The sequence below is a fragment of the Ferrimonas sediminum genome, assembly GCF_900100175.1.
GTDB classification, from domain to species: Bacteria; Pseudomonadota; Gammaproteobacteria; order Enterobacterales; family Shewanellaceae; genus Ferrimonas; species Ferrimonas sediminum.
Map to the genome: position 1 here is coordinate 1 of NZ_FNEM01000014.1, position 22,898 is coordinate 22,898.

Genomic DNA, 22,898 nt, shown 5'->3' on the forward strand with positions numbered 1-22,898 from the left:
AGGACCGGCTTCGTAGACAACACAGAGTTTATTGGCCTTGGCAGCCTGCTGTTTTAACAGCTTGTCGAAGGCTCTTAGGTTGGTGAGGATGGTTCCGTAGTAACACACGGCATCGCCCACCGTGTCAGAAACTAATGCAACATCAGTGCTTTCTTTGTGCACATCCAGCCCGACGAAAAGTGTGTTAGCTTTAACCATGTCGACCTCCTGCGGTGTTTGATTGCGTGATTCAACAAACAGTGTGGCTCTGGTTTTACTAATCCACGATAAAACGCAGGAGGCCGACACTCGCACAGGGAATCATGATGTCTAGCTATCTTGGGGGAGTTATGGAGCACAGTTCACTGCCAAAGCGAGCGTTAAAATATGCTCTAATCTCTTCAAGTGTCATTATGTTTATGGTGCTCTTTAGATCGTTAGGTGCTGAGTTCGTCGGGACGAATTTTGAGATCATTGCTAGAGGCTTTATTGCAGCAATAGTAATTTTCTTGGTGATGTGGTTGTTTTTTATTGTCTACTTATTCTTCAACCCTGATGGTGATAAACCAAGGTCTGAAAGCTAACAAGCCGCTTCAGCGGAATGTAATGACTAGGCTGGCCATTGCTCGTTCCTCGCTGAGTTTAGCCAGCCGTTTTGCTCCGCTGAGCGGGGCGTTATGAGTAAGTCATGAAAAAAATAACTGAGTTTCTATACGGATCAGAGGAGTTTGAGTTTGTATTCGATGTGCCCATTGAAATTGCAATTGAACGCCTTAAAAAGGGTGTCAGTACAACCTCACGTTTAACTTCTGAAGGCATGGTTGGTAACGTCAGCTCTGATATTGTGAAAATACAACGAGTCATACCTATGGTGCAAAACTCGTTCAAACCATTTCTTGTTGGCTCATTTTCATCTGATGGCAACAAAACAGTTTTATCTGGTGTTTTTCGCTTTCACCGTTTTGTTCAAGCCTTTATGACCTTTTGGTTTGGCTTTATAGTTTTGTGGGTCACTATGGCAAGTGTTGCTGTTGCAGCAAAACCAACAGAAGCTTGGTCTTTTCCAATATTTGGCTTTCTAATGCTTTGCTTTGGTGTTGGCTTAGTAAAGCTCGGAAAGTGGTTTTCCAGAAATGATAAAGAGTGGTTAAAAGATAATATTAGTAATGCAATCAATAAAAACTCATAACAAGTCAAGGTTGCACCACTTCGTTGGACTGCTACTGCGTAGCAGCCGTAACTTGAGGCGTTATGTGTGAGGTGGCGTGGACTGGCGAAAAATGAAAGTGTTTAGCGGAATCGACTTGAATGATTCGTTCGTTATGTCGTGGAAGCTAAGTGCCAGCGAACTGCTAATGGAGCTCGAGGCTAGCATCTGGCCTGATTCTGAGCTCTACCTGGCACCTAAAAGCAATGAGTACACATGCTACCGTCGTATCACTTTGGTTTTTAGCGGATTCACTGAAGTCAGAGGGCTGTACAACATTGCCTCTACCGAGGGCACTGTGGACCTTGATGGCACCACTGATTACGGCAACATCGACACGTTCTCAAAGGTCTTATCTGGCTTCCTTTTGTCCGGTAGCTTTGGTGATGTCGAAGTGGTTGGTGGACATGTTCAGTTGGAAGTAACCACATAACAAGACACTGTAGGCGGATTTCAGCCAGCCCGGCTGCGCTCGTGCCTTGCGGATTGTAGCCGGGCAGTCTGCTCCCGCTAAGTGGGGCGTTATAACTACATGGAGTTTGTATGAAGAGTTGCATCAAATATTTAATTGTTGCCATTATTATTGTGATTTCTGGCTGCGCATCTACCTCACCGGACACCAAAAATTATGTAAATAAAAGCTTGTTTGCTCAACTGAAATTTGGTGAAACAACCAAATCACAAGTTAAAGAAATTTTAGGTGAACCAGCTTATGTCGATAATAATCCTGATGGCCGAAGTGTATTTATGTACGATACGTCTAGCACAGCTATATCGGGCCTGGTATTTACCAAAGACGGAGTACTAAACAAAATTGCTGATTTTGAGAAAAATTAAAAAGTAGTTATAACAAGCCAATTATGAAAGGGACGCAAAACACTTGGCTTGCGCTCCTTCGTCGCTAATTTTAGCCAAGTATTATTGCGCCCCATGTTGGAGCGTTATATGCCAGAGGAGTATCATGACAAAGTCAAGAAGTCGCAGATTGCGCAAGAAGTTGTATCTTGATGAGTTCGCAATATTTGGGTTTGAGCTCTCTTTTGTCTTAGACGTCGCGGAGAATGACATCGAAAAATTCTTAGACGAGTTTGTAGATGTGATCGAAGATAATGGCCTTATCATCGGTGGCGGCGGCTTTAAAGAATTTAGCGCATTCGTATGCTCCGGTCGGCGTTACGGTTCGGCTACTGATGATGACAGGCAGTTTATTGAAAAGTGGTTAACTTCAAAGCCAAGCATTTCAAATGTGGTTGTTGGGAAATTAGTTGATGCCAATTACGGCATATAACAAGGCACTGTAATGCGGATTGAAGTTGACCTGTTTTAGTGGACATCAAAATCGTAAGACATAACAAACCCGTGTCCACTTTATCGGGTCAGGATCAGTTTCAGCCAGGCCGGCTCCGCTTATACCTCGAAACGTTTAGCCGGCCAAGTTACCCCGGCTAAGTGGACCATGTGTGTAATTGAGAGATCGCCATGTTTATCCTAAAGCTAATCGTAGTATGGCTAGTGATGGTAATGGCTGCTATTGCTAACGGTATTTTCAGGGAGAAAATTCTCAATAAAAGTCTTGGTGAAGCAAAGGCTTTACCAATAAGTGGTGTGATATTATCGGTTCTAATCGCAGGGGTAATCTATCACGCGGTCGACTTATTTGTTAATGATGGTTTTATCGTATATCTATGGCTCGGAATTTCTTGGGTGTCGTTAACGCTTATTGTCGAGTATGGGTTCGGACATTTTGTTCGCGGTATGAAGGTATCTGAAATTAATAATGTCTTTAATATCAGGAAAGGGAATCTATTGGTTCTGGTCTTATTGATTACATTATTAACACCCGTTATTTTTGCATATACAAAAGGTATATTGTGATATGCACATCACAAGCGGCTTCAACCTGACCTCCGGCCACGGACACTTTTTTTGTCATAAACCCGGCAAAATGGCGCCAGTAGCCTCCGGCAGTTGAAGAGGCCGTTATAATCACAATAAAGCGTGAGAGAAAGTACATTGATTAAGAATTTGAGTGTGTCGATTGGAGTAAGCGCTGGCTCTGCACTCTACCAAATGCTAGAGAATTCTGACCCGGACTTTGATTTTTACCGTCCCATATTTATCGGTTTGTGCGTATTTATAACGCTATCAATATATTCATTTGTGAAATCAAAAAATTCTGCATGACATGCAGATAACCAGTACCTGAAAACGCGGTGTTAATGCGACAAGGAGATGATGTGCTGTCGAAAACAAAGAGATTTCTATTTAGCCTCGGAGGATATGCATTTTGGTCTCTGCTGGTGCTGTGGCTTATCTTTGCGCTGATTGTTAAAGGATGTTCCTCTATGTGTTCTCATGAGGTTGTTGAAGAGGTCATGTCTCCTGACGGAAGGTACAATGTTGAAGTTTCTATTGGTGACTGTGGCGGAGCAACTACTGACTTTTTTGGCAAAGTTATCGTAAGGCATGTAGAGCGCGGCTTTGATTCCCGCAGTATTTTTGGATTCGAAGGCAGACCCAGTGCAAGTGGCCTGTTAATCGAGTGGGAATCTCCAGATAAACTCCTATTGAGCTTCGATAATCTACAGAAAGTTAGGCGTATTGATCCAAACGCAAGACAGACGAGTGATTTTGATATTGAATATGAATACTACGGTGTGTCGTCACATTAACAACAGCAGTCAGCATGTTCGCTTCACTCGCCGGATCGGCGTACGGCCAGCGAGATGTCTCTAGCATTATGTTTACGGAGGAATCATGAATAAAAATAGAGTGTTTAGCCCTTTATTACTTCTAATGGCGTTGATGTCATTTGGAGTAAATTCCAGTGATAAGGCTTCAATAGAGGCTCTGCAAGAAAATGTTCGTGTAAAGCAAAGCCAGTATGATAGCAAACTCAAAGAGCTTAGGTTGATCGAGGCTGAGTTAGAAGATGCTAAAAAGGCCTTAAAGACTGCTACAGCGCCAAAGAGGAGTCGCAAGATTGGGGAACAAGTGAGCGACGTTCCCTGTGAGTGCGTTTTCAATAGCAAGCGGATGTGGAATCCAGAGAAAATTCTTTGGAACAACCAGTACTGGAAGTGTAGTGAATATAATGATGAAACAGGCGAGTGTTTGGGGGTCGAGGTGATGAGTCCTGAAGAGGTTAAGAAAATCAAAAAGTAAACCACTTTGCAGCAAGTCCGGCAAACTGGCCAGCAGGAGATGAGAAATAGGGGAGGGGGCATGAAGAAGTGGGAGTTTCTCTATGACGACAAAAACCGGGGTACTAATATCAGCTACTGGGTTCATATCGGCGTAGACGAAGAGTCAAAAGGTTACTGGTCATGTGACGAATACATCCCGCCCTTTCCAGCTAAAGTACCAGGTAAAGGCTACCCTCTTTTGCTGGTCGTGGTTCAAGGCTGGAGCTTTAGCTTTGCATCAATGGTTGAACTCACCCACTGCATTGATGTGCTTAGTCAGAAGAATTTACCTACAACCATGGCTCTTTCAAAACAACGAGGGACAAGTGCTGGCCCCAACAGCCATTGGTTAAGCAGGTTTCCAAGCAAGTTCAAGCCATGGAGAAAAAGAGAAAGGCTGGTAACTGTATTTAAAAAAGTCAGAGCGGAAATAGCGCGAGAGAGCATAAATTTCTAACCAATGCCGCCAATAAGGCGGCAAAATCCCGAGTGTTCTCCTCCCGTCGCTGAGATTGTCTCCCCCGGCTGCGCGGCGGTGGTGCTGGTGTTGGAACACTCGAGATTCATCGGTTGTTTTGGGTTGGGAAGTAACGGCTCATCGCACACTGGTTTGTTTAAAGTCGGCTGCATTACTCTGGCCCGGCTTTACTGCATTTCAGATTTTTAACCAGAGACGTTTCTGTGGATAGCAGGGTATTGATTTAAGGTGATTATGGTGAAGAGATTGGTCGTGTTGATTGTCGGAATAATGCTTGGGGCAATCATCAGCTATGTGGCCGTGACCAAGCTGATCGCATTACGTGGCGGCGCAGGAATGCACGGTTTTGTCGATGCGGCCGATGCAGCCGTTAAAAATGAGAATGCAGTAGATTTGGTCACTTGCATGAAACTGGCAAAGCTCCGTGGTGTTCCAGTTAATCATTTTAAACTGAATCTGGTGCTGAACAGTGAGTTAAAACGCTACGATAATGGTACCGGTAGAGCCTTCAATATTTTGGTTTATGTAAAAGGCTATGGCATCGGTATTGCTGATGGTGCCGAGGACAAGGATGAATTATTCAGCCGGTTAAATTGTGCAGGGCGCTTCTCGGACGTTATTGGGGAAAACTAAACTAAGATTCCAACTGGATGTCTGTGTAAGGTGTAACACTCTGGACTGTACCTGTTGCATATCAACCTGGATACCGTCGCGACAGGGGCAACGCTGACACCCGGGCCAAAGTTAACTATTATCTGTCCCCTGCACCGGGGGTCGACTCGAACGGTGGCACAGGCGTGAGCCTTAGGCCAGGTTTGGTGCGGGGTGTACGGTGGCTGCAGCCGTTAAAAGGTAGCCATTGGTAAATGGTCTTATGCAAAGGGTGGTATGAGTGAGTAGTGTCTGGATTCGAAAGGGGATCGGCCTGTTAGGCATAGGGTTCTTTGGGTTTATTCTGTGGATCATCTATCTGGCTAACAGCGGCGGCGACAGTGTATTTTTCGATTTGGTCAGGCACCTGCCTTACGGAGATAAGCTGGGTCATTTCTGCCTGTTCGGCTTGCTTACCCTGGCCGCCAATCTGGGAACCGGTCTCAGAACCGTGCTGTTCGGACGCTGGTACCTTGGTACCACGCTGGTGTCGCTGTTTGTGCTGCTGGAGGAGCTGAGTCAGATTCTGCTGCCGCGTCGCACCTTTGACCTTGCCGATCTGGCGGCGGATCTGGCCGGAATCGTGCTGTTTACCTGGATTAGCAAAAAGGTGGCAATGACAGGCCGGGTTAGTTGTCGGCAAGCCGGCGGCTAGCCGGTCAGGGCCACCTGTTATCCAAGCTGTTGTCTGCCAGGTTTAGGTTCATTAGCTTGATTCCTTTCTGATGCCGATCGGGCATTGCCCTGTTGTCGGTTCTTTCCCCGCACCCTCATTCGCCCTGTTAAACCATTTACGCTCAGTCTGTTACCGTTAACGTGGCTTTACATTGCTGACCCAAGGCGGCTGTTGCATTGAGCCGGCTTCAGGCATTACCCTATCCAGGCTCAGCGATGTGTCCGGCATGAGGCTAAGGGCAGGAGCAGGACAGGCAGAAAAGGAGTTTCAATGTCTATTAACGCGACCTTGATTGGCCAGACGATGTTGCTGTGGCTGGTATTCTCCACCACCTTAATCGCACTGCTGGCGAGAAAGCGCAGCGATACCCCGGCGCTGGTTACCTTGGTCGGCGCGGTATTGTCGCTGATTCCCCCTTTGGGCATGGCTTATATGGGGTTTCTGGCGCTAAAGGGAGACAGCCGGCGACTGAGGAGACTTGGTTAGGTTCGAGGATCAAAAAACGGCACTCTGGGTGCCGTTTTTTTGTGCCTGAGAAAGGCGCAATCAATCCGCTTTGGCGGTTTCCATGGCAGAGGCGGGCTGGTTGATTTTCTGGTGCAACCACAGACCGGAGGCTTTCATTAGGAAACCGAAGGTGGCGCCCACAATCAGGGCGGGAATCACCGCCTGCCAGTCGCCGCCAGCGGCAAAGGTGGCACAGCTGCCAACGAAGGTGCCGGGAATGTAGTTCAGCCAGGTCTGTTTGGCCTGAACGCACATCAGGGTGGCGACGATGCCGGTGATCACATAGCCAATCACTTCGGCGCCGGCAATGGTGGAGAGCTGAATGATCACCATGGCCCAGAAAACGCCACTCATGTTGGTGGCCACACTCAGTGCCAGTCCTTTCACGCCATCCTGAGGTGAGGCGAAGTAGGTTGTGCAACCCAGGAAGCCAGCCCAGGTCAGCAGACCCAGTGATACCGATACCCAGCCCCAGATGCCGGACAGAATTCCGGTTGTGATTGCAATAGCCACCAATACAGACATGTAATCGTCTCGCCTTTATCTCAGAAAGGTGACGAAGTGTATCTTACTTATTTTCATATCCAAGTGATCTCGATCACGCAAATGGGCGTGTTTCGTCATCTTTGACGGTATTTCGTATGGTTTATGTGACGTAGCTGAAACTTATTTACAATGTTAGAACCAGCTCTCACCGCCAGCGGCCATTCACCTACTTGCCCCCTTCCGTGGTTTCTTAGGGGGTGAGTGGCCAGCTCCGTCGCCGCGGTGCATCCGTGGTATCCCTCCTGATCCGGCCTTTGGCCGCTTTTCGTTATGGCCGGTGGCGGTGGGTGAGCGCCGATGTGTGAGTCATCGCCGGATACCCGTGGCGGTTTTTGTTATCTTGGTGGCCATACAGACACCTTAGGGGAAAGTCATGAACAGGTTTGCGTTGCCGTTATTTGGCACTCTGCTGCTCTGCAGCAATGGTGCATTGGCGGCCGGTTGGCAGTGCAGTAACGACTTTGAGTCCCACTGTTCGCAGCAGGGCTGCGCGGTGGCCCAGTCACCGGACTTTACGCCTCTGAGTGTCAGCTTCAATGACAGTGGCGATGTCTCGGTATGCGCCTACAGTGGCTGTTGGCAGGGTAGGGGAGTCGTATTGGCGAGGCAGCCCTACCTGGTGATCCTGGGAACCGCCATTCCATGGTCTGCTCCTTCGGACGACAACAGCAGCGATATGGTGCTGACCCTGAACCCGCAAACCGGTGTGGCGGTGTTGCAAAACGAAGTGTTTGATCAGCCATTGGTGTGCGCCGGCCCCTGACACCGGCGCTTACAGCCAGTCAATCTCCTGGCGGGACAATGGCCGGCACCCGCCCGGGGCCAGCTCCGGTTCCAGCACAATCTCCCCCATGCGTTCGCGGTGCAGTGCCACCACCGGGTTTCGAAATACTCCGAACATCCGCTTAATCTGGTGGTATTTGCCTTCATAGATGGTAAGCCTGGCCTGATGGGGGCTCAGTTGTGTCAGCTGTGCCGGCGAGGTGGTGATCCCCTCATAAGGAAAATGAATCCCCTCGGCAAAGCGGGCACCGGTGTCCGGGTTTATGGGGTTGGCGGTGGTGACCAGGTAAGTTTTAGGGATCTTAATCTCCGGCCGGGTCAGCCGTTTCGACCAGTTGCCGTCGTTGGTCAGGATCAACAAGCCGGTACTGGCCCGATCCAGCCGCCCGGCGATGTGGATCTCGTTCAGAACCAGCTCGGGCTGCTGCGCGGCCAGCTCCTCAATCACCGTTCGGTGCTCCGGATCCCGGGTGGCACTCAGTACACCGGCGGCTTTGTTCATCAGCCAGTATTGCGCGCGCTTGCAGGGCAGGTCGATGCCGTTACAGCGAATCTGGCTGAACTCGGTAACCCGGCGCGTTCCATCCAGACACGGTTGCCCATCCACCCACACCTGGCCATCCTGAATCCAGATTCGGATTTGGCGGTTGCTCTCTCGGGTGGTTTTGCTGATGAAACGATCCAGTCGCATGCGCGGCCTCTATCAAGATGGGGCGCCTATGGTAACGCGATGGCGGTGAAAGGCAATGGGGCGTCACCCTGCCAGCCGCTGGCCAAAATAGCAGCCGGCTATTGAGGTAGATCAGCTTCCTGAACTTTATCCCCCGCATGGGGGATGAAGCGGTTATTTCAATTGCGTATCAATGAGGTAATTAGCAGGAGGTGAGTATGAAAAATCAAAATGGATTCAAACTGTGTGCACTGGTCGCCGCCATGGTGGCCCTGGCCGGTTGCGGCAGTGACAGCGACAGCAGCCCGACGCCGGTGGAGCCTGAACTCTATACCGGTGTGTTCCTGGACAGTCCGGTTGCCGGACTCAGTTTCGCCACCGACACCCAGCAAGGGGTAACCAACGCGGCGGGTGAATTTGTCTACCAAGAGGGTGAGCAGGTGAACTTCAGCCTCGGTGCCACCGAGTTCCCGGTGGTGGATGCGGCGGCGGAGGTTACGCCGCTGACCCTGTTTGCTACCGAAGACGCTACCACGCCTGAGGTGGTGAATACCCTTAGGTTGCTGCAGTCTCTGGACAGCGATGGTAATCCGGAAAATGGCATCACTATTACCGCAGAGGTGGCGCAGGCGATGCCCAGCGTAACACTGGATGAAGGCACCGAAACCTTTGAAACTCAAATGACCTCGGCGCTGGATGCCGTCGGCATGGAAGCCGAGGATCTGGTCAGCTCCGAAGAGGCTCTGGATCACTTTGATGAGACCGTTAATCCGGGCTTTACCGCAGCCGATCTCGAGGGCAACTGGGTCTCATTTGAGTTCCTGACGCCTCGCTTTGGTTACAACTCGCCGGATTCGTTTGATTACCGGTTGGCGGATTGGATCATCGGCGAGGGTGAACTGACCGTCAAAGAGCGCAACATCGCCGGCGAATACTACCCTGATGAGACCTATGACATCACCATGGACACCACCGGCAGAATCACCGTCGATGAAGAGACCGAGATGGTGCAGATGGATACCGGCGAGCAGATGATGCTGTGGTGGAGCGGAGAACAGGAGAGGCAGCGCATTGCGACCTCGGCGAAACGGGCCGATGAGTACGCTCTGGCTGATCTTGAGGGAGAGTGGCTGGTGGGCAGCGTTTACACGCCGTCGCGGGGCAATGGCGATCCTGGTGCGTTCGGCTACGGTGTTTACCATCTGGCTATTGATGCCGAAGGCCTGGTGAGTTTCACCGACCTGGGCGAGACCGATAGTGACGTGAGCGACCAGTTCAACATGACAGTCAATGAGACCGGCCGTGTTCGCGTTGATGATGACGAGGAGGATGAGAGCTACCTCCAGTTGTCCGCCCACAAGGATCTCCTTATCCAGGTGGCAGTATGGGGTGACGGTGAACAGGAGTTCATGGTCGGGGTGAAGCAGCCCGAGACTCTGGAAATGAGCAAGATGGCGGGGCAGTGGTACGCCGTCGGCATCGAGGTGCCAGAATCCGTCAATGATGCCAACCTGTTCAGTTACGATCTGGATGAAGTGGTCATCGATAGTACCGGCGCCATGAAGTGGCACCATAAAGCCACCGATGATAACGAAGCTGATCTCACGGTCGTTGATGACTGGCAGCTTGAACTCCGGGACGGCATGTTCCGTGATGCCGATGATAGCTACTGGATGGTGAATGCCAGTTACACCGTGGCGGTGAATATCTATGGCGCCACCAACGCCATTGGCTATGCGGTACTGGTGAGACAGGAGTAATCGAATCCGCTTTACGGGTTGAGCCCTTCAACCCGTTCCCCCTGGCGAGTTGACCTCCGACTCGCCTTTTTTGTGTCTGGCGGTTAAGGGCGCTCAGTCAAAACAGAGGGGGAGGGAGTAGGCGCGGAACAGCAGTTGATTCTGATGGCGGCTGTCGGTTTTGTGCAGCAGGCTTTTTAACTGAGACTTGACGGTCTCTTTGCTGACACCCCGATGATCGGCAATTTCACTGCCATCGAGCCCCTCCATCAACAGGTTGAGAACCTGCTTTTCGGCCGGGGTCAGTGGTTCATGGCACAACTTGGTCCGTGACGAGATGGGACTCTGCGCCAGGTAGTGGTGGGCCCAGGGCAAAATGGCGGCGCCGAGTCCGTTCATGTCGTGTTGGTAGAGTTTTTTAAATGGCGTACGGTGACGATGCAGAGAGATGGCGACTTGCTGGTGCTTGTTTAACGGCAGCACCAGGCCATAGGAGAAGCGGTAGTCGAAGTAGGGTTGGTAACGCTCCAGAAACCCCCCCGCCTCGGCCTTGGGCTGGGGCAGCAGTTCTTGCAGGCACACCGATTTACCCATCAGGTTGCTGTCCATGTAGGCGTGCAGATAGCGATCGTCGTTGGTGTTGCTGGCAACAAAGGCCTGGGAGCGGGCCGATAGGCCGGCGCAAAAGGTGTGCTGCATCCCCCGACGCAGATCGATCAACATCAATAAACAGGCATCGGCACCGACGATGGGCAGCAGTCGGTTTAACAGCGTCTGCAACTGCGCAGCCCTCTGACAGTGGCTCAGATCATTGATCCAGGGGTAAAGCTTCAACCAGTCCATGTACACCTCATTGATTAAGCTAGAGTGTAGGGTCGGCGGTGGCTTTATAAACTGACCCAGATCAATAAGTTGCGCAAATGTTATTGCCGTTAACAAAAGACGCCTCCATCAGGAGGCGTAAAATCCACAGGCCGGTGAACACGGGACAGGGGCCGAAAGGGTTAGGATTGCCGGCGCCCTAACAGTTCCCGAACGACCTGGGTAAAGCAACGGGGCCAGGCAGACCCCGTTGTACAGGCTCAGTCCACCTTGGGTGGAAAACGCTGGTACAGGGTCGGCAGTACCAGCAGGGTCAGGGCGGTGGAGGTGACCAGTCCACCGATGATCACCATCGCCAGCGGCCGTTGTACCTCGGATCCGACACCGGAGGAGAAGATCACCGGCAGCAGGCCCAGCGCCGAGGTCAGGGCGGTCATCAGCACCGGCCGCAGCCGCGAGATGGCACCTTCAAAGGCCGCTTCGGCCACCGGTTCGCCGGCTTTCATCCGCTGGTTGATGGCATCCACCAGCACCACGCCGTTGAGCACCGCTACTCCAAACAGGGTGATGAAGCCGATGGAGCTGGGAACCGACAGGTAGGTGCCGGTGAGGAACAGCGCCAGCACACCCCCAATCAGTGCCAGTGGCACGTTGGCCATGATCAACAGAGATTGGGCCACCGAACCGAACGAGAAATACAGCAACAGGGCAATCAGGGCGATGGAGATCGGCACCACAATGGCCAGTCGCTGCTGGGCTCGCTGTTGGCTTTCATACTGGCCGCCCACCTTAACCGCGTAGCCTGCCGGCAGATCGGCACCGTCGGCCACGCTCTGATAGATGTCGTCCACCACCGAGCCCATGTCGCGCCCGGACACGTTGGCCTGAATTACCACCCGCCGCTGCACGTCGTCGCGACGAATGTTGGGCGGCGCGCTCTCCATGCCGATGTCGGCCACATCCCCCAGTCGAACCTGGCTGCCGTCACCGCCGTAAAGCAGCAGGTCGGCCAGTTTCTCCGGGCTGTTGCGGAAGGACGGGTCAAAGCGAAGCTGGATGTCGTAGCGGGCATTGCCGTCAATCACCTGGCCGGCCTCCCGGCCACCAATGCCGTCGGACACCAACTGCAGCACCTGATCAACGCTGATGCCGTAGCGGGCCAGCTCACTGCGATTGGGCCGTACTACTAACTGTAACTCCCCCTGAATCTGCTCCATCGACACATCCACGGCGCCGTCGACGTTTTTCACCAGCTCCTCGATCTGTTTGCCTTTCTCGGCCAGTACGTCCAGATCGGGACCAAACAGCTTGATCGCCAACTGGGCCCGTACTCCGGACAGCAGTTCATCTACCCGGGTGGCGATGGGCTGTGAGAAGGTAAACAGCAGACCCGGGAATACGCTCAGCTTGTCGTTCATCTGTCGCTGGAGCTCGAGCCGATTCGAGGCCGAGGTCCATTGCTCGACGGGCTTGAGGCCGACGTAGATCTCGACGTTGTTGATCGGCTCCGGGTCCCCGCCCAACTCGGCGGCACCGACCCGGCTCAGGGCGTACTCCACCTCGGGGAAGGTCATCAGGATCTGTTCCAGTTTGGGCGCCACCAGGTTCAGGGCGGTATCCAGGTTGGCGGTAGGGGCCAGGGTAACCCGAATGTTGATGGTGCCTTCCTCCAGCTCAGGCACAAACTCGGTGCCCAGGTTCGGCACCAGGCTCATGGTGGCGACGAAAGCGATCAACGCACCGGTGATCACCGCTTTGGGGCGATGAATGATGCGGCTGAGCAGGTTTCGATAGCCCTTCTCAATGGGGGCGACCACCGGGCTGGGGCGGAAGGTGACCCCCTTTTTGAACGCCATGGTGGCCAGCGCCGGCACCACAAACAGAGCCACAACCAGGGCGGCCATCATGGCGAGAATGATGCTCACCGCCATCGGCTGGAACATCTTGCCCTCCACTCCCTGCAGGGTAAACAGCGGCGCAAACACCACGATGATGATGGTGGTGGCAAAGAATACCGGGCTGGCGACCTCCTGGGCGGCCGCTTTTACCCGCATGGCAATGCCATGGTCGTCGGCGCCGGCATCATGGGGGTCGGATTCATTGGCGCGCGACCGGGCCTCGCTGAGATGACGGCGATCCGGCTGGCTCAGGTGTTTGAAGATGTTCTCGACCATCACTACCGAGCCATCCACCAGCATGCCGATGGCCACCGCCAGGCCACCCAGAGACATCAGGTTGGCCGAGGCGCCAAAGTACGCCATGATCATCAGGGCGATGCCGATGGCCACCGGAATCGACAGCAGCACCAGGGCGGTGGCGCGAATGTTGAGCAGGAACAGCGCCAGAATCACGATGATGAAGACAAAGGCGATCATCAACGCGTCGCGGACGGTTTTGACCGCCTTGCTCACCAGATCGGCGTTGTCGTAGTAGGGTTCAAAGGTGACCCCCTGTGGCAGGGCCTGCTGGATCAGCGGAATGCGCGCTTCAATGTCATCGATGGTGGCCTTGGTGTTGGCGCCCATGCGCTTGAGCACCACGCCGGACACCACTTCGCCCAGTTGTTGTACCTGGCCATCGTCATTGCGGCGGCTCATGGACACCGCGCCGACACGAATCTCGCTGCCAAACTGCACGGTGGCGATGTCATTGATGGCGATCGGAGTGCCGTTGACGGTCTTTAGTGGCAACAACCGAATCGCTTCCAGACCCGCCTCACCGCTGGGAATAAAGCCGTAACCCCGCACCACGAACTGCTCCTGGCCCCGGGGCATAAACCAGCCGCCGGTATTGCGATTGTTGGACTCCAGCGTCTGTTGCACGTCGTCCAGAGTTAAGCCGTAGGAATGCATCTGGGTGGGATCCAGTCGCACCTGGTATTGGCGCACCTCGCCCCCAAAAGAGAGCACCTGGGTGATCCCCTCCACCGGCATCAGCATCAGTTTGACCAGGTAGTCGTTCAGTCCGCGCAGGGCCATGGCGTCAAAGCCGCTGCCCGGCTCGGCTCGCAGCAGGTACTGGTAGATCTGTCCCAGCCCGGAGGTATTGGGCCCCATCTCTGGAGTACCGACCCCGTCGGGAATGTTTTCCTGGGCCGCCTGAAGCTGTTCAAACACCTGCTGACGGGCAAAGTAGATGTCGGTGCCTTCCTCAAACACCACGGTGACCACCGACAAGCCGGTGCGGCTGAGGGAGCGCACCTGGGTGACGGCCGGCAGCGAGTACATCGATGCTTCGATGGGGTAGGTGATTAACTGCTCCACCTCTTCCGACGCCAGGCCTTCCGCCTGGGTATTGACGGTGACCTGAACATTGGTGACGTCAGGAAAGGCATCCAGGTTCAGTTTCGGCAGCATGGCCACCACGCCGGCCATGGTGGCGATCAGCAGAATGAGGATGATCAGCCGGTTGCGCACCGCTGATGCGATCAAAGAATTGAGCATGTGCGATCCGCCTTAGTGGTTGTGAATGCTGAGGCCGGATTTGGCCTGTTCCGAGGTCAGGAAAAAGGCCCCCTTGACCACCACCTGGCTGCCCAGAGGAATGCCGGTAATCAGGTTTTGCTGTTCGATGGCGTTAAGCACCTGAACCTCCTGGGCCCGGTACTCCTTGCCGTCATACAGGTACACCATCCAGTCGCCATCCGGGCTGCGGCTGAGCGCCGAATCCGGCAGCACAATGCCCCGGCGTTCACTCTGGCCCAGGTAGGCGGTGGCGAATTGGCCGGCGTGCAGGCGGTGATCCGGGTTGGATACCTCCAGTCGAACTGACTCGGTACGGGTCTGCGGATTCAGCTCATGATCGCGGCCGATGACCCTGGCCTGGAACAGCTCACCATTGACGGCCAGTGTCATCGCCTGGCCGATGCGAACATTGCCGGACTGGCTGGGCGCGACCTGGGCATTGGCCCACAGGGTTTTTTCGTTGGCCAATACCATCAGGGTGGTCAGGGCGGGCAAGTTCTGCTGCATCACCGAGTTGTCCTGCTGGACGGTACCGGCGTGGGGCGCCAGCAGGTCAAACTGACCCAGCCGGGTCGCTTTGTGGTCAAGGCCATCGATTTGTGCCTGGGTCATGCCCAGGGCCAGCAGATCCTGCAGGCTGGTTTCAATGTCGATGCGCGCTTGCTGAAAACGGCTGCCGGAGATTGCTTTTTCGCCCAGGGAGCGAACTCGCTGCCATTCGGCCTGGGCCAGCAGGTAACGGCCCTGGGCGTTGGCGATAGCGCTGGAGGCCAGGGTGAGCAGAGGCGCACCTTTGGCCACGTCCTGGCCCGGGTTGACGTGGCGGGCGATGACCCGGGCGTCCACCGGCAACGACAGCTGGCTGGTGACATTGGGGTTGGCCAGCAGCTGCGCCGGCACCGGGTGTTGAAAGTTCAGCTGGGATTCCAAGACCGTGGCCACCTCGATGCCAGCGATGGCACTCTGGGCAGGCGTCAGGTGCAGGCCCTCTTCGGCGTCGTCCTGCCCATGGTCGTGGCCGTCGTCCTCCTCGCCGTGATCGGTTTCGGCGTTGTGATCGGCGTCGTTATCCTCGGGGTGCGATGGGGCGTCATCGTGCTCATGTTCGGCATGGAAGTTGTCCTGGGCCAGCTGGATTTGCGGGTCGGTGCTGGTGCCGTGATCGTTGCCGGCCAGGGCGCTGTGGCTGCCGATCGTCAACGGCAGAGCCAGAGACAGGGCCATTACGACGGGAGACAGTGTCAGTTTTTTCATAATTTGGTGTTCCTCGAATTCGGTGTTATCGGCCCACAGCCTGTTGGGTCAGCCAGCTTTCCAGTTCGCCGCGGCTGGCCATCATCTCGATCCACAGGTTGGTTTGCTGTGCTTCAAGGGTGGCGCCGGTGGCCCAGGTGTCGCTGAGCTGTTGTTGGGATTGCAGGTACTGGGACGTCGGCAGCTCTCCGCCACGCCACAGTCGCTGCAGCAGTTCATGGCTGCTGTCCAGGGAGTCCTGAGTCAGTTGCTGCCAGCGATTGAGGCTGTCGGCGACGGCGCCGTAGCGCCGGCTCAGGGATTCGAGGTCGATCTTCAGGGCGCGTGAGCTGGCAAGGTACTGCTGCTCGGCCACGATCACCCCCTGATTGGCTTCATTGATTTCGCCCTGATAACGGTTGCGGATGTTCAGCGGCACTGAGACGCCCAGTTGCACGCTGTTGTCATCGCCATTGGTGACGGCGCCCACCGAGAAGGTGGGATCGGCTTTGACTTCCTGCCTGGCCAGGCGGAAGCCGGCTTTGGCAGCCAGAACGGCCTGGTACTGGCCCTTCAATGCCGGCAGTTGCTGATTGACGTCGGTGCCGGGCAGGGGCGCCTGAAACGCCGGCAGTGCCAGCGCCGGGTCGCCACCAAACAGGGTTAACTGTGATTCGGCGCTGATCAGGGTTTGGCGGGCGTCGGCGCGGCTGCCAGTGACCCGGGCCAGTTCCAGTGTCAGCAGCTGTGTGTCCAGAGGCGCAAGCTCGCCGACGCTGACCATCTTGTCCGCCAGTGACAGCATCGATTGAGTCCGCTGCTGCTGCAGGGCGGCGTACTGGTCCAGCTGCCTGGCCTGGCGCAGGTTGACCCAGGCACTGAGTAGGGTAGCCAGAGCGTCATTGCGCAGCTGTTGATAGTCGGCCTGGGCCTGCAGGGCATTGAGTTGGGCCAGGCGGGTGCGGTAGCCCCGTTTGTCGGCCCAGTCCACGGCCTGGGCCAGGGCCAGGGTGTAGTCTTCATCGCTGCTGTCGCTGCCGAGGTTTTCCACGTCCAGCGAGAGTTCGGGGTTGTACAGTGCCTGATCGGCGGTGTTGACCGACAGATTGGTCAAAGTCACCTGTTCGGCTTCGGCTCGAATCTGCGGTAGAGCCTCCAGTTGGCTCAGGGCCTGGGTGGCAAACAGGGACAACTCGGAGGCGTGTCCCTGAAAGGCAACGCTGACGCTTACGGCCACCAGGGCCGCGCGAATAGTTGGGTGCATAATTTGTATCCTGCAAAATGGATCTGAATGTCAGAACTTCTAGGGATACCACTGCGTGACTAAGGGCAGGGTGGCTCAACGGATGAAGCTGAGGCCACGCCTACGGAGGCTAGCCGCCGAGCGGAGTGCGACACCGTCGAAAAACGGGCCGGTCCTGGGGCGATTGGCTTTGATGACGCAGTGGCAGAGCAGGATCAGGCTATGGGTGGTCGAAGCAGGTTCGATAGGGTCGGGTCGGGATAGCGGCTGAGGTAGCAAAACTGTTCAGATTGGACCGCCGGGGACAGAGCCAGGGCGCCGACAGTAATGCCCAGGTGACCGGCGTGACAATGGTGATGCAGGCAGGTTTCGCCGTCCGCATGTTGGTGGTCGTCACTGTTGTGCTCGTGACTGGCGGTGTCGAAGTGAAATTCGATGGTGTCACCGAGGTGCACGTGACGGCCTTCCAGTACCGCATTGGCGGTCTGGCTAAGCAGCGTCAGAACAATCAGTAAAACCAGTCGTTTCATCAAAAACCGAATCTGAAAGGGTCGAATTGAAGGGTTGGAATCCTAGCAGTTTATTTGGTTCCCACAAGCGTTACTTTTTTTTACCAGGCGTGATTCTTCCCTCAAAACCGAGGTGAGCAGCTGTTGTTGACATTTGTTTTACGCCCTCAGAAGCATGCTGGTGGTGATTCTCTTTCACAGGCTATGGCGACATGACTTCAACCCCGATTTTAGCGGCACCGCGCTTTTTCATTTTTGTTTTTTCGCTGTTGTCTCTGCTGGCGGCCGGCCCGGCGTCGGCGGCGGACTACCTGGTGGGGGAGGTGCGCCCCCTGCAGCGGGTGGTGGTCAGCGCCGAAGTGGATGGGGTGGTGTCGGCCTACCGGGCTTCACTGGGCGACGAGGTCGAGCAGGGGCAGCTGCTGCTGACTTTGGACGACCGCGATGCCACCCTGGCGGTGGCCCTGAGCCGGGCTCAGCTTAGCCTCAGTCGCGCCGAGCACCAGAGCCAGTTAAAGCAGCTGAAACGGCTGCAGGCGCTGATTGATAAGCAGACCCTGGCTCAAAGCGAGCTGGACGATCAGGACCGCATCACCCAGATCAGTGCCGCCCAGGTGCAGGTGGACAGCCAGTTGTTGGCCCAGTCGCTGCGCCAGCAACAGAAGAACCGGGTGCAGGCGCCATTTGCAGGCGTGGTTGCGGCTCGGCTGGTGGATAACGGCCAATGGGTCAATGCTGGCGACCCCCTGTATGAACTGGTGGATGTGAGGCGGGTGATCGTTCGGGTGGTGATGCTGGAGCAGGATTACGTGCGCCTGGCCCGGGGGGACCAGGTGCAGGTTACGTTGCCGTCGCTGCAGCGCCAGATTCGCGCCCAAGTCCTGCGGGTCTCGCCGTCGCTGCTGAGCGATGGTCGTGGTTATCCGGTGGAGCTGGAGCTGGAGAACCCGGATCACCGCATTAAGCCCGGTTTTCGGGCTGAAGTGAGCCTGTTGCCGGGAGGCGGACAATGAGCGTGCTGCTGAATTGGTTTACCGGCCGCCGACTGGCGGCCAATCTACTGAGCGTGGTGGTGGTGGTTCTGGGGTTGGTGGCGCTGCGGGACCTGCCCATGGCGGAAAAACCCCGTATCGACCTCGGCCACGTGTCGGTGTCCACGTTCTATCCCGGTGCTTCGGCGGAGGATGTGGAGGCCAACGTCACCGGCAAGCTGGAGAAAGAGTTGCTGTCGGTGGCGGGCATTCGAAAATTCACCTCCCGTTCGGCGTCGGGCCAGTCCAGTATCTCCATCTCCCTGGATCCTGAGGCCAGCAACCCGGCCGAGGTCTACCAGGACATTCGGGACGCGGTCAACCGGGTGTCGGATCTGCCAGCCGGCGTTACCGAACTGCCGTTGGTGCGGGTGGCGAAGTCGTCGAATCTGGATTTTATGGTGGTGGGGATCAGTGCCGATCTGCCCTATGGTCAGCTGCGGGAGCAGGCGCGCCAGCTGGAGTTGAAATTGAGACGGGTTCCCGGGATCAGCGAGGTTCACCTGATTGACCTGCGCACGCCGGAGTACTGGCTGGAGCTGCAACCGGAACAACTAAAGCGTTACCAGTTGACCCTGACCGACATCGCCGACGCCATCGGCCAGCGCAATGTGCTGATGACCGGAGGCACGATTCAGACCGACGATGGCAACCTGGAGCTGATTACCTCGGCGCAGATGTTGGCGCTGAGCGATCTCTCCTCAATGGTGCTTAGATCCAACCCGGAAGTGACCCTGAAAGACGTCAGCGGTGCCATTCGTCAGGGGTTTGAGCGCCGTCAGAGTTTGGCGACCATTAATGGCCAGACGGCCATCGGTTTCGATCTTCGGGCCACCGAAGCGGCCGACGTCATCGCCACCTCTAAGGCGGTGCAGGCGTTACTGCAGCGGGAGCAGGTACGATTGGGGCCTGACTACCAACTGCCCATCGGTTTCGACATTGCCCGCGAGATTCAGTCCCGGTTTGATATCGTCAAGTACAACGGGCTTGGTGGCCTGGCGTTGGTGCTGGTGGCATTGTCGCTGTGCCTGCACCGCAAGGTGGCTCCCTGGGTCGCGTTTTCCATCCCGTTCTGTTTGCTGGGAACCATGACGGTGTTGTCGATGGGCGGTCAGATCCTCGACAGCTACACCATGGCGGCCCTGATCCTGATCATCGGCATCATCGTCGATGATGCGGTGGTGGTCAGCGAGCGGATCACCGCCCGCCGTCAGGGCGGAGACGATGTGATGACCGCCGTCAGTGGCGGTGTTAAGGATGTTTTTCCGGCTATTACCGTGTCAATCTTAACCACCATGCTGGCGTTCCTGCCGCTGCTGTTTCTGCCCGGCAATGCCGGCAAGATGCTGTATGTCTTGCCGCTCACCATCTCCATTGCACTGCTGTTCTCCTTTATCGATGCACTGGTGATCATTCCTGCCCACATGAAGTCGGTGATGACTCAGGCGCCGGTTGCCGAGGACCCCTGGGGCGCCCGCTTCGCGCCTGTGGTGCGCTGGGCGCTGCGCTACCCGAAGCGGCTGCTGGCGCTGACGCTGCTGCCGGCGTCGGGCCTGGCCTGGGTTCTGTACATTCAGCTGCCGACGCTGTTTTTCCCTACCGACGGTGCCTACCTGGTGGAGATCAGCGCCCAGTTGGAGGGCAACCAGACTCTGGAGCAGAGCTGGCAGCGGGCGGCGGCGGTGGATCGCATGCTGGCAAAGACCGGGCAGGTGGTCAGCTGGTACGGCGAAGTGTCCGAGACCGAGGCCAGCTGGACAGTGAGCCTGACTCCGGCGTCGGAGCGCAGCATCGGTGCCGATGCCATCGCCCGCCAGTGGCAGCAACAGGGAGCGCAGTTTGCCGGCATCCTCAGCCTGGAGTTCGATGTTGACAGTGGCGGCGCCCCCAGTGGCCGTCCGGTGGATCTGCAGATTGTCGGTGGCAACGATGCGACCCGGCAACAGGTGGCCGATCGGGTCACTCAGTGGCTGGCGCAGTATCCCGGGGTGCTGGCTCCGCACCAGTCTCAGGCCGATGCGGTGGCGCAGTTGAAACTCAGCGTCGATTATCCCTGGCTCAGCCGCTACGGGGTGACGCTGGAGCAGTTGGCCAGGACGGTGCGAATCGCCATCGAAGGGGAGCGGGTCTCTCGGGTCTTTAAGGGCAATGAGGAGGTGTTCTACCGGCTGGTGCTGGAAGAGAACGACCGCAGTCCTGAGGAGCTCAATAACCTGTACGTGCGTGGCAGCGGCAGCCAACTGGTGTCTCTGGATAAGCTGGTGCAGTGGCAGTCGGGTCAGCGCGATGAGGTGATCAACCACTTTAACGGCGAGCGCAGCATTCGGGTGTCGGCCAACATCGATACCGCCCTGACCGATCCCATAGCCGTGGAAGATGCCTTGATGTCGGCCATGGACGGCGTCGATCCCGCCGTGGCCATTGTCAGCAGCGGCCAGGCCAGGGACACCCGGGAAGCCTTGGTGGGCCTGGCGATCGCCATGGCCATGGCGGTGATGGCCATCGCGGTGTTGATGATGGTGTTGTTTGACCGCCTGGGAGACGCCTTGGTGGGGCTGCTGGTGGTGCCGGTGGGGGTGGCCGCCGCACTGGTGGTGCTCTGGGTTCATGGCAAGCCCCTGAGTTTCTTTGCCACCGTCGGCATCATCGGCATGACCGGGGTGGTGGTTAACAATGCCCTGGTGCTGCTGTATCACTACCATGGTCAGCAGTTCATGGGTGACGACAGTCGGCTGCGGCGGCAGTTGCTGGAGGGGGCCTGCAGCCGGGTTCGGCCAATGCTGGTCACCACCCTGACCACGGTGGCCGGGCTGTTGCCACTGGCCTATGGACTGGGAGGTTATGACAACCTGATGTCACCGATTTCATTGGTGATTGGCTGGGGGATTTTGCTGACCGCTCCCATGGTGCTGATGTTAGTCCCCGCCGGCTACCTGTTATTGTTACGCCGCCGCGCCCGGCAACAGCCGGTGCGGAGCCAGGAGGGGGCCGGGGCGCCGGTTATTTGAAATAACACGCTGGCCTCTCAGCATAATTCATGGTGGCATCGACCGGCGAGCGCGGCGTCGATGGCTATACTCAAATGGCTGCATCCTTATTGAAAAACGGAGCATTCACCATGTTACGAGCCGTGCCTGCGGTATTGATGTTGATGGGCGGTGGGGTGGCGATGGCTGCCGACCCCCTGAACCTGCCGAAACAGAGTGGCTGGAGTGGCTATCTCGGAGCCGGGGCGACCTATTACGATTTGAGTTCTAACTTCATTACCGGCAATCGTTTCGTTGATTTCGACAATCAGCAGAGCCGGGGGCTGGACTCGCCCCCGGCCAGCGACAGCCAGGTGGCACCGGACATTCTGGTGGATCTGCGCTACACCTTTGCCGAGCACCAGACCCAGCTGTTTTTCGGCAATCTGGTTCAGGATATGGTGCGGCTGGATTTCAGCGACCAGTTGGGGGTGCGACGCCAGTTTGGAGACTGGGGCATCGGCTCGTTGGCCTACCTGTTTTCTGCCGCTCCCAATGAGGTATGGCAAGACCCATTTCAGGTCGAGAATCCGCGCACCAAAACCGACCGTGACTCTCAGGGGGTTCGTCTTGGTTGGGATAACATCGCCGACTCCACCATTGGCGTGCACTACAGCTACCGCCGCATCGATGTCGATCAGGAGCAGAGCGGCGCCGAGCTGATCCTGATGGGACGCCTGACTCCGGAGCAGGCCCTGCAGCTGCAACGGGATGGGAATCGGCACCGGCTGGATCTGTTCGCTCACTGGGAGCTGTCCCAGAACCAGCACCTGACGCCAGCACTGTTGTTCATCGAGCGTGACAGCGACGGCGCCGCCAACGGTGGCCAGACCAAGGGGGTACAACTGACCTATGTGTACAGAGGCGAGCGCATCAGCGGCTCCCTGAGCGGTTATTTTGGCGAGCGTGATTACGATGAGGCCAATCCGATCTTCGACCGCGAGGCCGATGCCGAAGAGTATGGCATCAGCGGTAACCTGTTTGTGCACCGGCTGTTTGATCTCAACCACTGGGATCTGCGCCTGGGGCTGATGTACTTTGACAGCAGCGCTAAAGTGGACTTCTACGACACCGATCTGCTGGGCGCTAACCTATCACTGCTGTATCGCTTTCGTTAGGGGCGCTGGCTATGGTGCGTGCGCTGTTGTG

Annotated in this window: 23 protein-coding genes and 1 pseudogene; 16 read left to right on the forward strand and 8 right to left on the reverse strand. The window is 56.0% G+C overall.

Going from position 1 to position 22,898, the window contains the following annotated elements:
* Positions 1 to 198, reverse strand: a pseudogene (locus tag BLT77_RS14460) (IS110 family transposase); the annotation flags it as partial.
* A gap of 469 nt (positions 199 to 667) precedes the next feature.
* Between BLT77_RS14460 and BLT77_RS14470 the strand changes: the two are divergent.
* From BLT77_RS14470 to BLT77_RS14520, 11 genes are all read left to right on the forward strand, one after another.
* On the forward strand, positions 668 to 1,168 hold the full coding sequence (locus BLT77_RS14470) for a hypothetical protein (protein ID WP_090366669.1): 501 nt from the start codon (positions 668 to 670) through the stop codon (positions 1,166 to 1,168).
* 91 nt (positions 1,169 to 1,259) lie between these two features.
* The gene (locus BLT77_RS14475) at positions 1,260 to 1,619 is read left to right on the forward strand and encodes a hypothetical protein (protein WP_090366671.1); all 360 of its coding nucleotides are present in this window, start codon (positions 1,260 to 1,262) and stop codon (positions 1,617 to 1,619) included.
* Positions 1,620 to 1,729: 110 nt separating this feature from the next.
* Complete coding sequence (gene bamE, locus BLT77_RS14480) at positions 1,730 to 2,023, forward strand: outer membrane protein assembly factor BamE domain-containing protein (protein WP_090366673.1); 294 nt, start codon at positions 1,730 to 1,732, stop codon at positions 2,021 to 2,023.
* Positions 2,024 to 2,171: 148 nt separating this feature from the next.
* On the forward strand, positions 2,172 to 2,474 hold the full coding sequence (locus tag BLT77_RS14485) for a YggL 50S ribosome-binding family protein (RefSeq protein ID WP_245709963.1): 303 nt from the start codon (positions 2,172 to 2,174) through the stop codon (positions 2,472 to 2,474).
* Positions 2,475 to 2,707: 233 nt separating this feature from the next.
* The gene (locus tag BLT77_RS14490; protein ID WP_218126938.1) at positions 2,708 to 3,061 is read left to right on the forward strand and encodes a hypothetical protein; all 354 of its coding nucleotides are present in this window, start codon (positions 2,708 to 2,710) and stop codon (positions 3,059 to 3,061) included.
* Between the two features lie 362 nt (positions 3,062 to 3,423).
* Positions 3,424 to 3,858, forward strand: a complete 435-nt coding sequence (locus BLT77_RS14495) for a hypothetical protein (RefSeq protein ID WP_090366679.1) — start codon at positions 3,424 to 3,426, stop codon at positions 3,856 to 3,858.
* An 85-nt stretch (positions 3,859 to 3,943) separates the two neighbouring features.
* Positions 3,944 to 4,351, forward strand: coding sequence for a hypothetical protein (locus tag BLT77_RS14500; protein ID WP_090366681.1), 408 nt, complete (start codon positions 3,944 to 3,946; stop codon positions 4,349 to 4,351).
* A gap of 60 nt (positions 4,352 to 4,411) precedes the next feature.
* Entirely contained in the window at positions 4,412 to 4,828 is a 417-nt protein-coding gene (locus tag BLT77_RS14505) for a hypothetical protein (protein WP_090366682.1), read from the forward strand.
* A 255-nt stretch (positions 4,829 to 5,083) separates the two neighbouring features.
* The gene (locus BLT77_RS14510; protein WP_090366684.1) at positions 5,084 to 5,482 is read left to right on the forward strand and encodes a hypothetical protein; all 399 of its coding nucleotides are present in this window, start codon (positions 5,084 to 5,086) and stop codon (positions 5,480 to 5,482) included.
* Positions 5,483 to 5,741: 259 nt separating this feature from the next.
* Entirely contained in the window at positions 5,742 to 6,155 is a 414-nt protein-coding gene (locus tag BLT77_RS14515) for a VanZ family protein (RefSeq protein WP_245709964.1), read from the forward strand.
* A 291-nt stretch (positions 6,156 to 6,446) separates the two neighbouring features.
* The gene (locus BLT77_RS14520; RefSeq protein ID WP_090366686.1) at positions 6,447 to 6,662 is read left to right on the forward strand and encodes a hypothetical protein; all 216 of its coding nucleotides are present in this window, start codon (positions 6,447 to 6,449) and stop codon (positions 6,660 to 6,662) included.
* A gap of 60 nt (positions 6,663 to 6,722) precedes the next feature.
* Here BLT77_RS14520 and BLT77_RS14525 read toward each other — a convergent pair whose 3' ends face one another.
* Entirely contained in the window at positions 6,723 to 7,208 is a 486-nt protein-coding gene (locus tag BLT77_RS14525) for a DUF1097 domain-containing protein (protein WP_090366688.1), read from the reverse strand.
* 394 nt (positions 7,209 to 7,602) lie between these two features.
* On the opposite strand from BLT77_RS14525, the gene BLT77_RS14530 reads away from it, so the two are divergent.
* Positions 7,603 to 7,992 (forward strand): hypothetical protein, encoded by a 390-nt coding sequence (locus BLT77_RS14530; protein WP_090366690.1) that lies wholly within the window; start codon positions 7,603 to 7,605, stop codon positions 7,990 to 7,992.
* A gap of 9 nt (positions 7,993 to 8,001) precedes the next feature.
* Here the strand turns inward: BLT77_RS14530 and BLT77_RS14535 are convergent, their stop codons facing one another.
* Positions 8,002 to 8,703, reverse strand: a complete 702-nt coding sequence (locus tag BLT77_RS14535; protein ID WP_090366691.1) for a pseudouridine synthase — start codon at positions 8,701 to 8,703, stop codon at positions 8,002 to 8,004.
* Between the two features lie 197 nt (positions 8,704 to 8,900).
* Here BLT77_RS14535 and BLT77_RS14540 point away from each other — a divergent pair, with 197 nt between their 5' ends.
* Positions 8,901 to 10,442 carry a hypothetical protein gene (locus BLT77_RS14540; RefSeq protein WP_090366693.1) on the forward strand — a complete coding sequence of 514 codons (1,542 nt, stop codon included), beginning with the start codon at positions 8,901 to 8,903 and terminating at the stop codon, positions 10,440 to 10,442.
* A gap of 93 nt (positions 10,443 to 10,535) precedes the next feature.
* Here BLT77_RS14540 and BLT77_RS14545 read toward each other — a convergent pair whose 3' ends face one another.
* From BLT77_RS14545 to BLT77_RS14565, 5 genes are all read right to left on the reverse strand, one after another.
* Entirely contained in the window at positions 10,536 to 11,264 is a 729-nt protein-coding gene (locus tag BLT77_RS14545) for a helix-turn-helix transcriptional regulator (protein WP_090366695.1), read from the reverse strand.
* Positions 11,265 to 11,503: 239 nt separating this feature from the next.
* Positions 11,504 to 14,686, reverse strand: a complete 3,183-nt coding sequence (locus BLT77_RS14550) for an efflux RND transporter permease subunit (RefSeq protein WP_090366697.1) — start codon at positions 14,684 to 14,686, stop codon at positions 11,504 to 11,506.
* A 12-nt stretch (positions 14,687 to 14,698) separates the two neighbouring features.
* Positions 14,699 to 15,961, reverse strand: a complete 1,263-nt coding sequence (locus BLT77_RS14555; RefSeq protein ID WP_090366699.1) for an efflux RND transporter periplasmic adaptor subunit — start codon at positions 15,959 to 15,961, stop codon at positions 14,699 to 14,701.
* 25 nt (positions 15,962 to 15,986) lie between these two features.
* Positions 15,987 to 17,204 carry a TolC family protein gene (locus BLT77_RS14560; RefSeq protein ID WP_090366701.1) on the reverse strand — a complete coding sequence of 406 codons (1,218 nt, stop codon included), beginning with the start codon at positions 17,202 to 17,204 and terminating at the stop codon, positions 15,987 to 15,989.
* 194 nt (positions 17,205 to 17,398) lie between these two features.
* A complete protein-coding gene (locus BLT77_RS14565; RefSeq protein WP_090366703.1) occupies positions 17,399 to 17,713 on the reverse strand; it encodes a hypothetical protein in 315 nt (104 codons plus the stop codon).
* A 191-nt stretch (positions 17,714 to 17,904) separates the two neighbouring features.
* On the opposite strand from BLT77_RS14565, the gene BLT77_RS14570 reads away from it, so the two are divergent.
* The 3 genes from BLT77_RS14570 (at position 17,905) to BLT77_RS14580 (ending at position 22,867) form a co-directional block, all read left to right on the forward strand.
* Positions 17,905 to 18,705, forward strand: coding sequence for an efflux RND transporter periplasmic adaptor subunit (locus BLT77_RS14570; protein WP_090366705.1), 801 nt, complete (start codon positions 17,905 to 17,907; stop codon positions 18,703 to 18,705).
* The gene (locus BLT77_RS14575) at positions 18,702 to 21,731 is read left to right on the forward strand and encodes an efflux RND transporter permease subunit (protein ID WP_090366707.1); all 3,030 of its coding nucleotides are present in this window, start codon (positions 18,702 to 18,704) and stop codon (positions 21,729 to 21,731) included. Before BLT77_RS14570 ends, BLT77_RS14575 begins: the two co-directional genes overlap by 4 nt.
* Before the next feature lie 110 nt (positions 21,732 to 21,841).
* Positions 21,842 to 22,867, forward strand: coding sequence for a DUF2860 family protein (locus BLT77_RS14580; RefSeq protein WP_176819324.1), 1,026 nt, complete (start codon positions 21,842 to 21,844; stop codon positions 22,865 to 22,867).
* The last annotated feature ends 31 nt before the right edge of the window (positions 22,868 to 22,898 follow it).

Bases quoted from the DNA above. Each gene is read 5' to 3' on its own strand.
- BLT77_RS14470 (WP_090366669.1), top strand. From the start codon at position 668: ATGAAAAAAATAACTGAGTTTCTATACGGATCAGAGGAGTTTGAGTTT.
- BLT77_RS14475 (WP_090366671.1), top strand. From the start codon at position 1,260: ATGAAAGTGTTTAGCGGAATCGACTTGAATGATTCGTTCGTTATGTCG.
- bamE (WP_090366673.1), top strand. From the start codon at position 1,730: ATGAAGAGTTGCATCAAATATTTAATTGTTGCCATTATTATTGTGATT.
- BLT77_RS14490 (WP_218126938.1), top strand. From the start codon at position 2,708: ATGGCTGCTATTGCTAACGGTATTTTCAGGGAGAAAATTCTCAATAAA.
- BLT77_RS14500 (WP_090366681.1), top strand. From the start codon at position 3,944: ATGAATAAAAATAGAGTGTTTAGCCCTTTATTACTTCTAATGGCGTTG.
- BLT77_RS14505 (WP_090366682.1), top strand. From the start codon at position 4,412: ATGAAGAAGTGGGAGTTTCTCTATGACGACAAAAACCGGGGTACTAAT.
- BLT77_RS14510 (WP_090366684.1), top strand. From the start codon at position 5,084: ATGGTGAAGAGATTGGTCGTGTTGATTGTCGGAATAATGCTTGGGGCA.
- BLT77_RS14520 (WP_090366686.1), top strand. From the start codon at position 6,447: ATGTCTATTAACGCGACCTTGATTGGCCAGACGATGTTGCTGTGGCTG.
- BLT77_RS14525 (WP_090366688.1), bottom strand. From the start codon at position 7,208: ATGTCTGTATTGGTGGCTATTGCAATCACAACCGGAATTCTGTCCGGC.
- BLT77_RS14530 (WP_090366690.1), top strand. From the start codon at position 7,603: ATGAACAGGTTTGCGTTGCCGTTATTTGGCACTCTGCTGCTCTGCAGC.
- BLT77_RS14535 (WP_090366691.1), bottom strand. From the start codon at position 8,703: ATGCGACTGGATCGTTTCATCAGCAAAACCACCCGAGAGAGCAACCGC.
- BLT77_RS14540 (WP_090366693.1), top strand. From the start codon at position 8,901: ATGAAAAATCAAAATGGATTCAAACTGTGTGCACTGGTCGCCGCCATG.
- BLT77_RS14545 (WP_090366695.1), bottom strand. From the start codon at position 11,264: ATGGACTGGTTGAAGCTTTACCCCTGGATCAATGATCTGAGCCACTGT.
- BLT77_RS14550 (WP_090366697.1), bottom strand. From the start codon at position 14,686: ATGCTCAATTCTTTGATCGCATCAGCGGTGCGCAACCGGCTGATCATC.
- BLT77_RS14555 (WP_090366699.1), bottom strand. From the start codon at position 15,961: ATGAAAAAACTGACACTGTCTCCCGTCGTAATGGCCCTGTCTCTGGCT.
- BLT77_RS14560 (WP_090366701.1), bottom strand. From the start codon at position 17,204: ATGCACCCAACTATTCGCGCGGCCCTGGTGGCCGTAAGCGTCAGCGTT.
- BLT77_RS14565 (WP_090366703.1), bottom strand. From the start codon at position 17,713: ATGAAACGACTGGTTTTACTGATTGTTCTGACGCTGCTTAGCCAGACC.
- BLT77_RS14570 (WP_090366705.1), top strand. From the start codon at position 17,905: ATGACTTCAACCCCGATTTTAGCGGCACCGCGCTTTTTCATTTTTGTT.
- BLT77_RS14575 (WP_090366707.1), top strand. From the start codon at position 18,702: ATGAGCGTGCTGCTGAATTGGTTTACCGGCCGCCGACTGGCGGCCAAT.
- BLT77_RS14580 (WP_176819324.1), top strand. From the start codon at position 21,842: ATGTTACGAGCCGTGCCTGCGGTATTGATGTTGATGGGCGGTGGGGTG.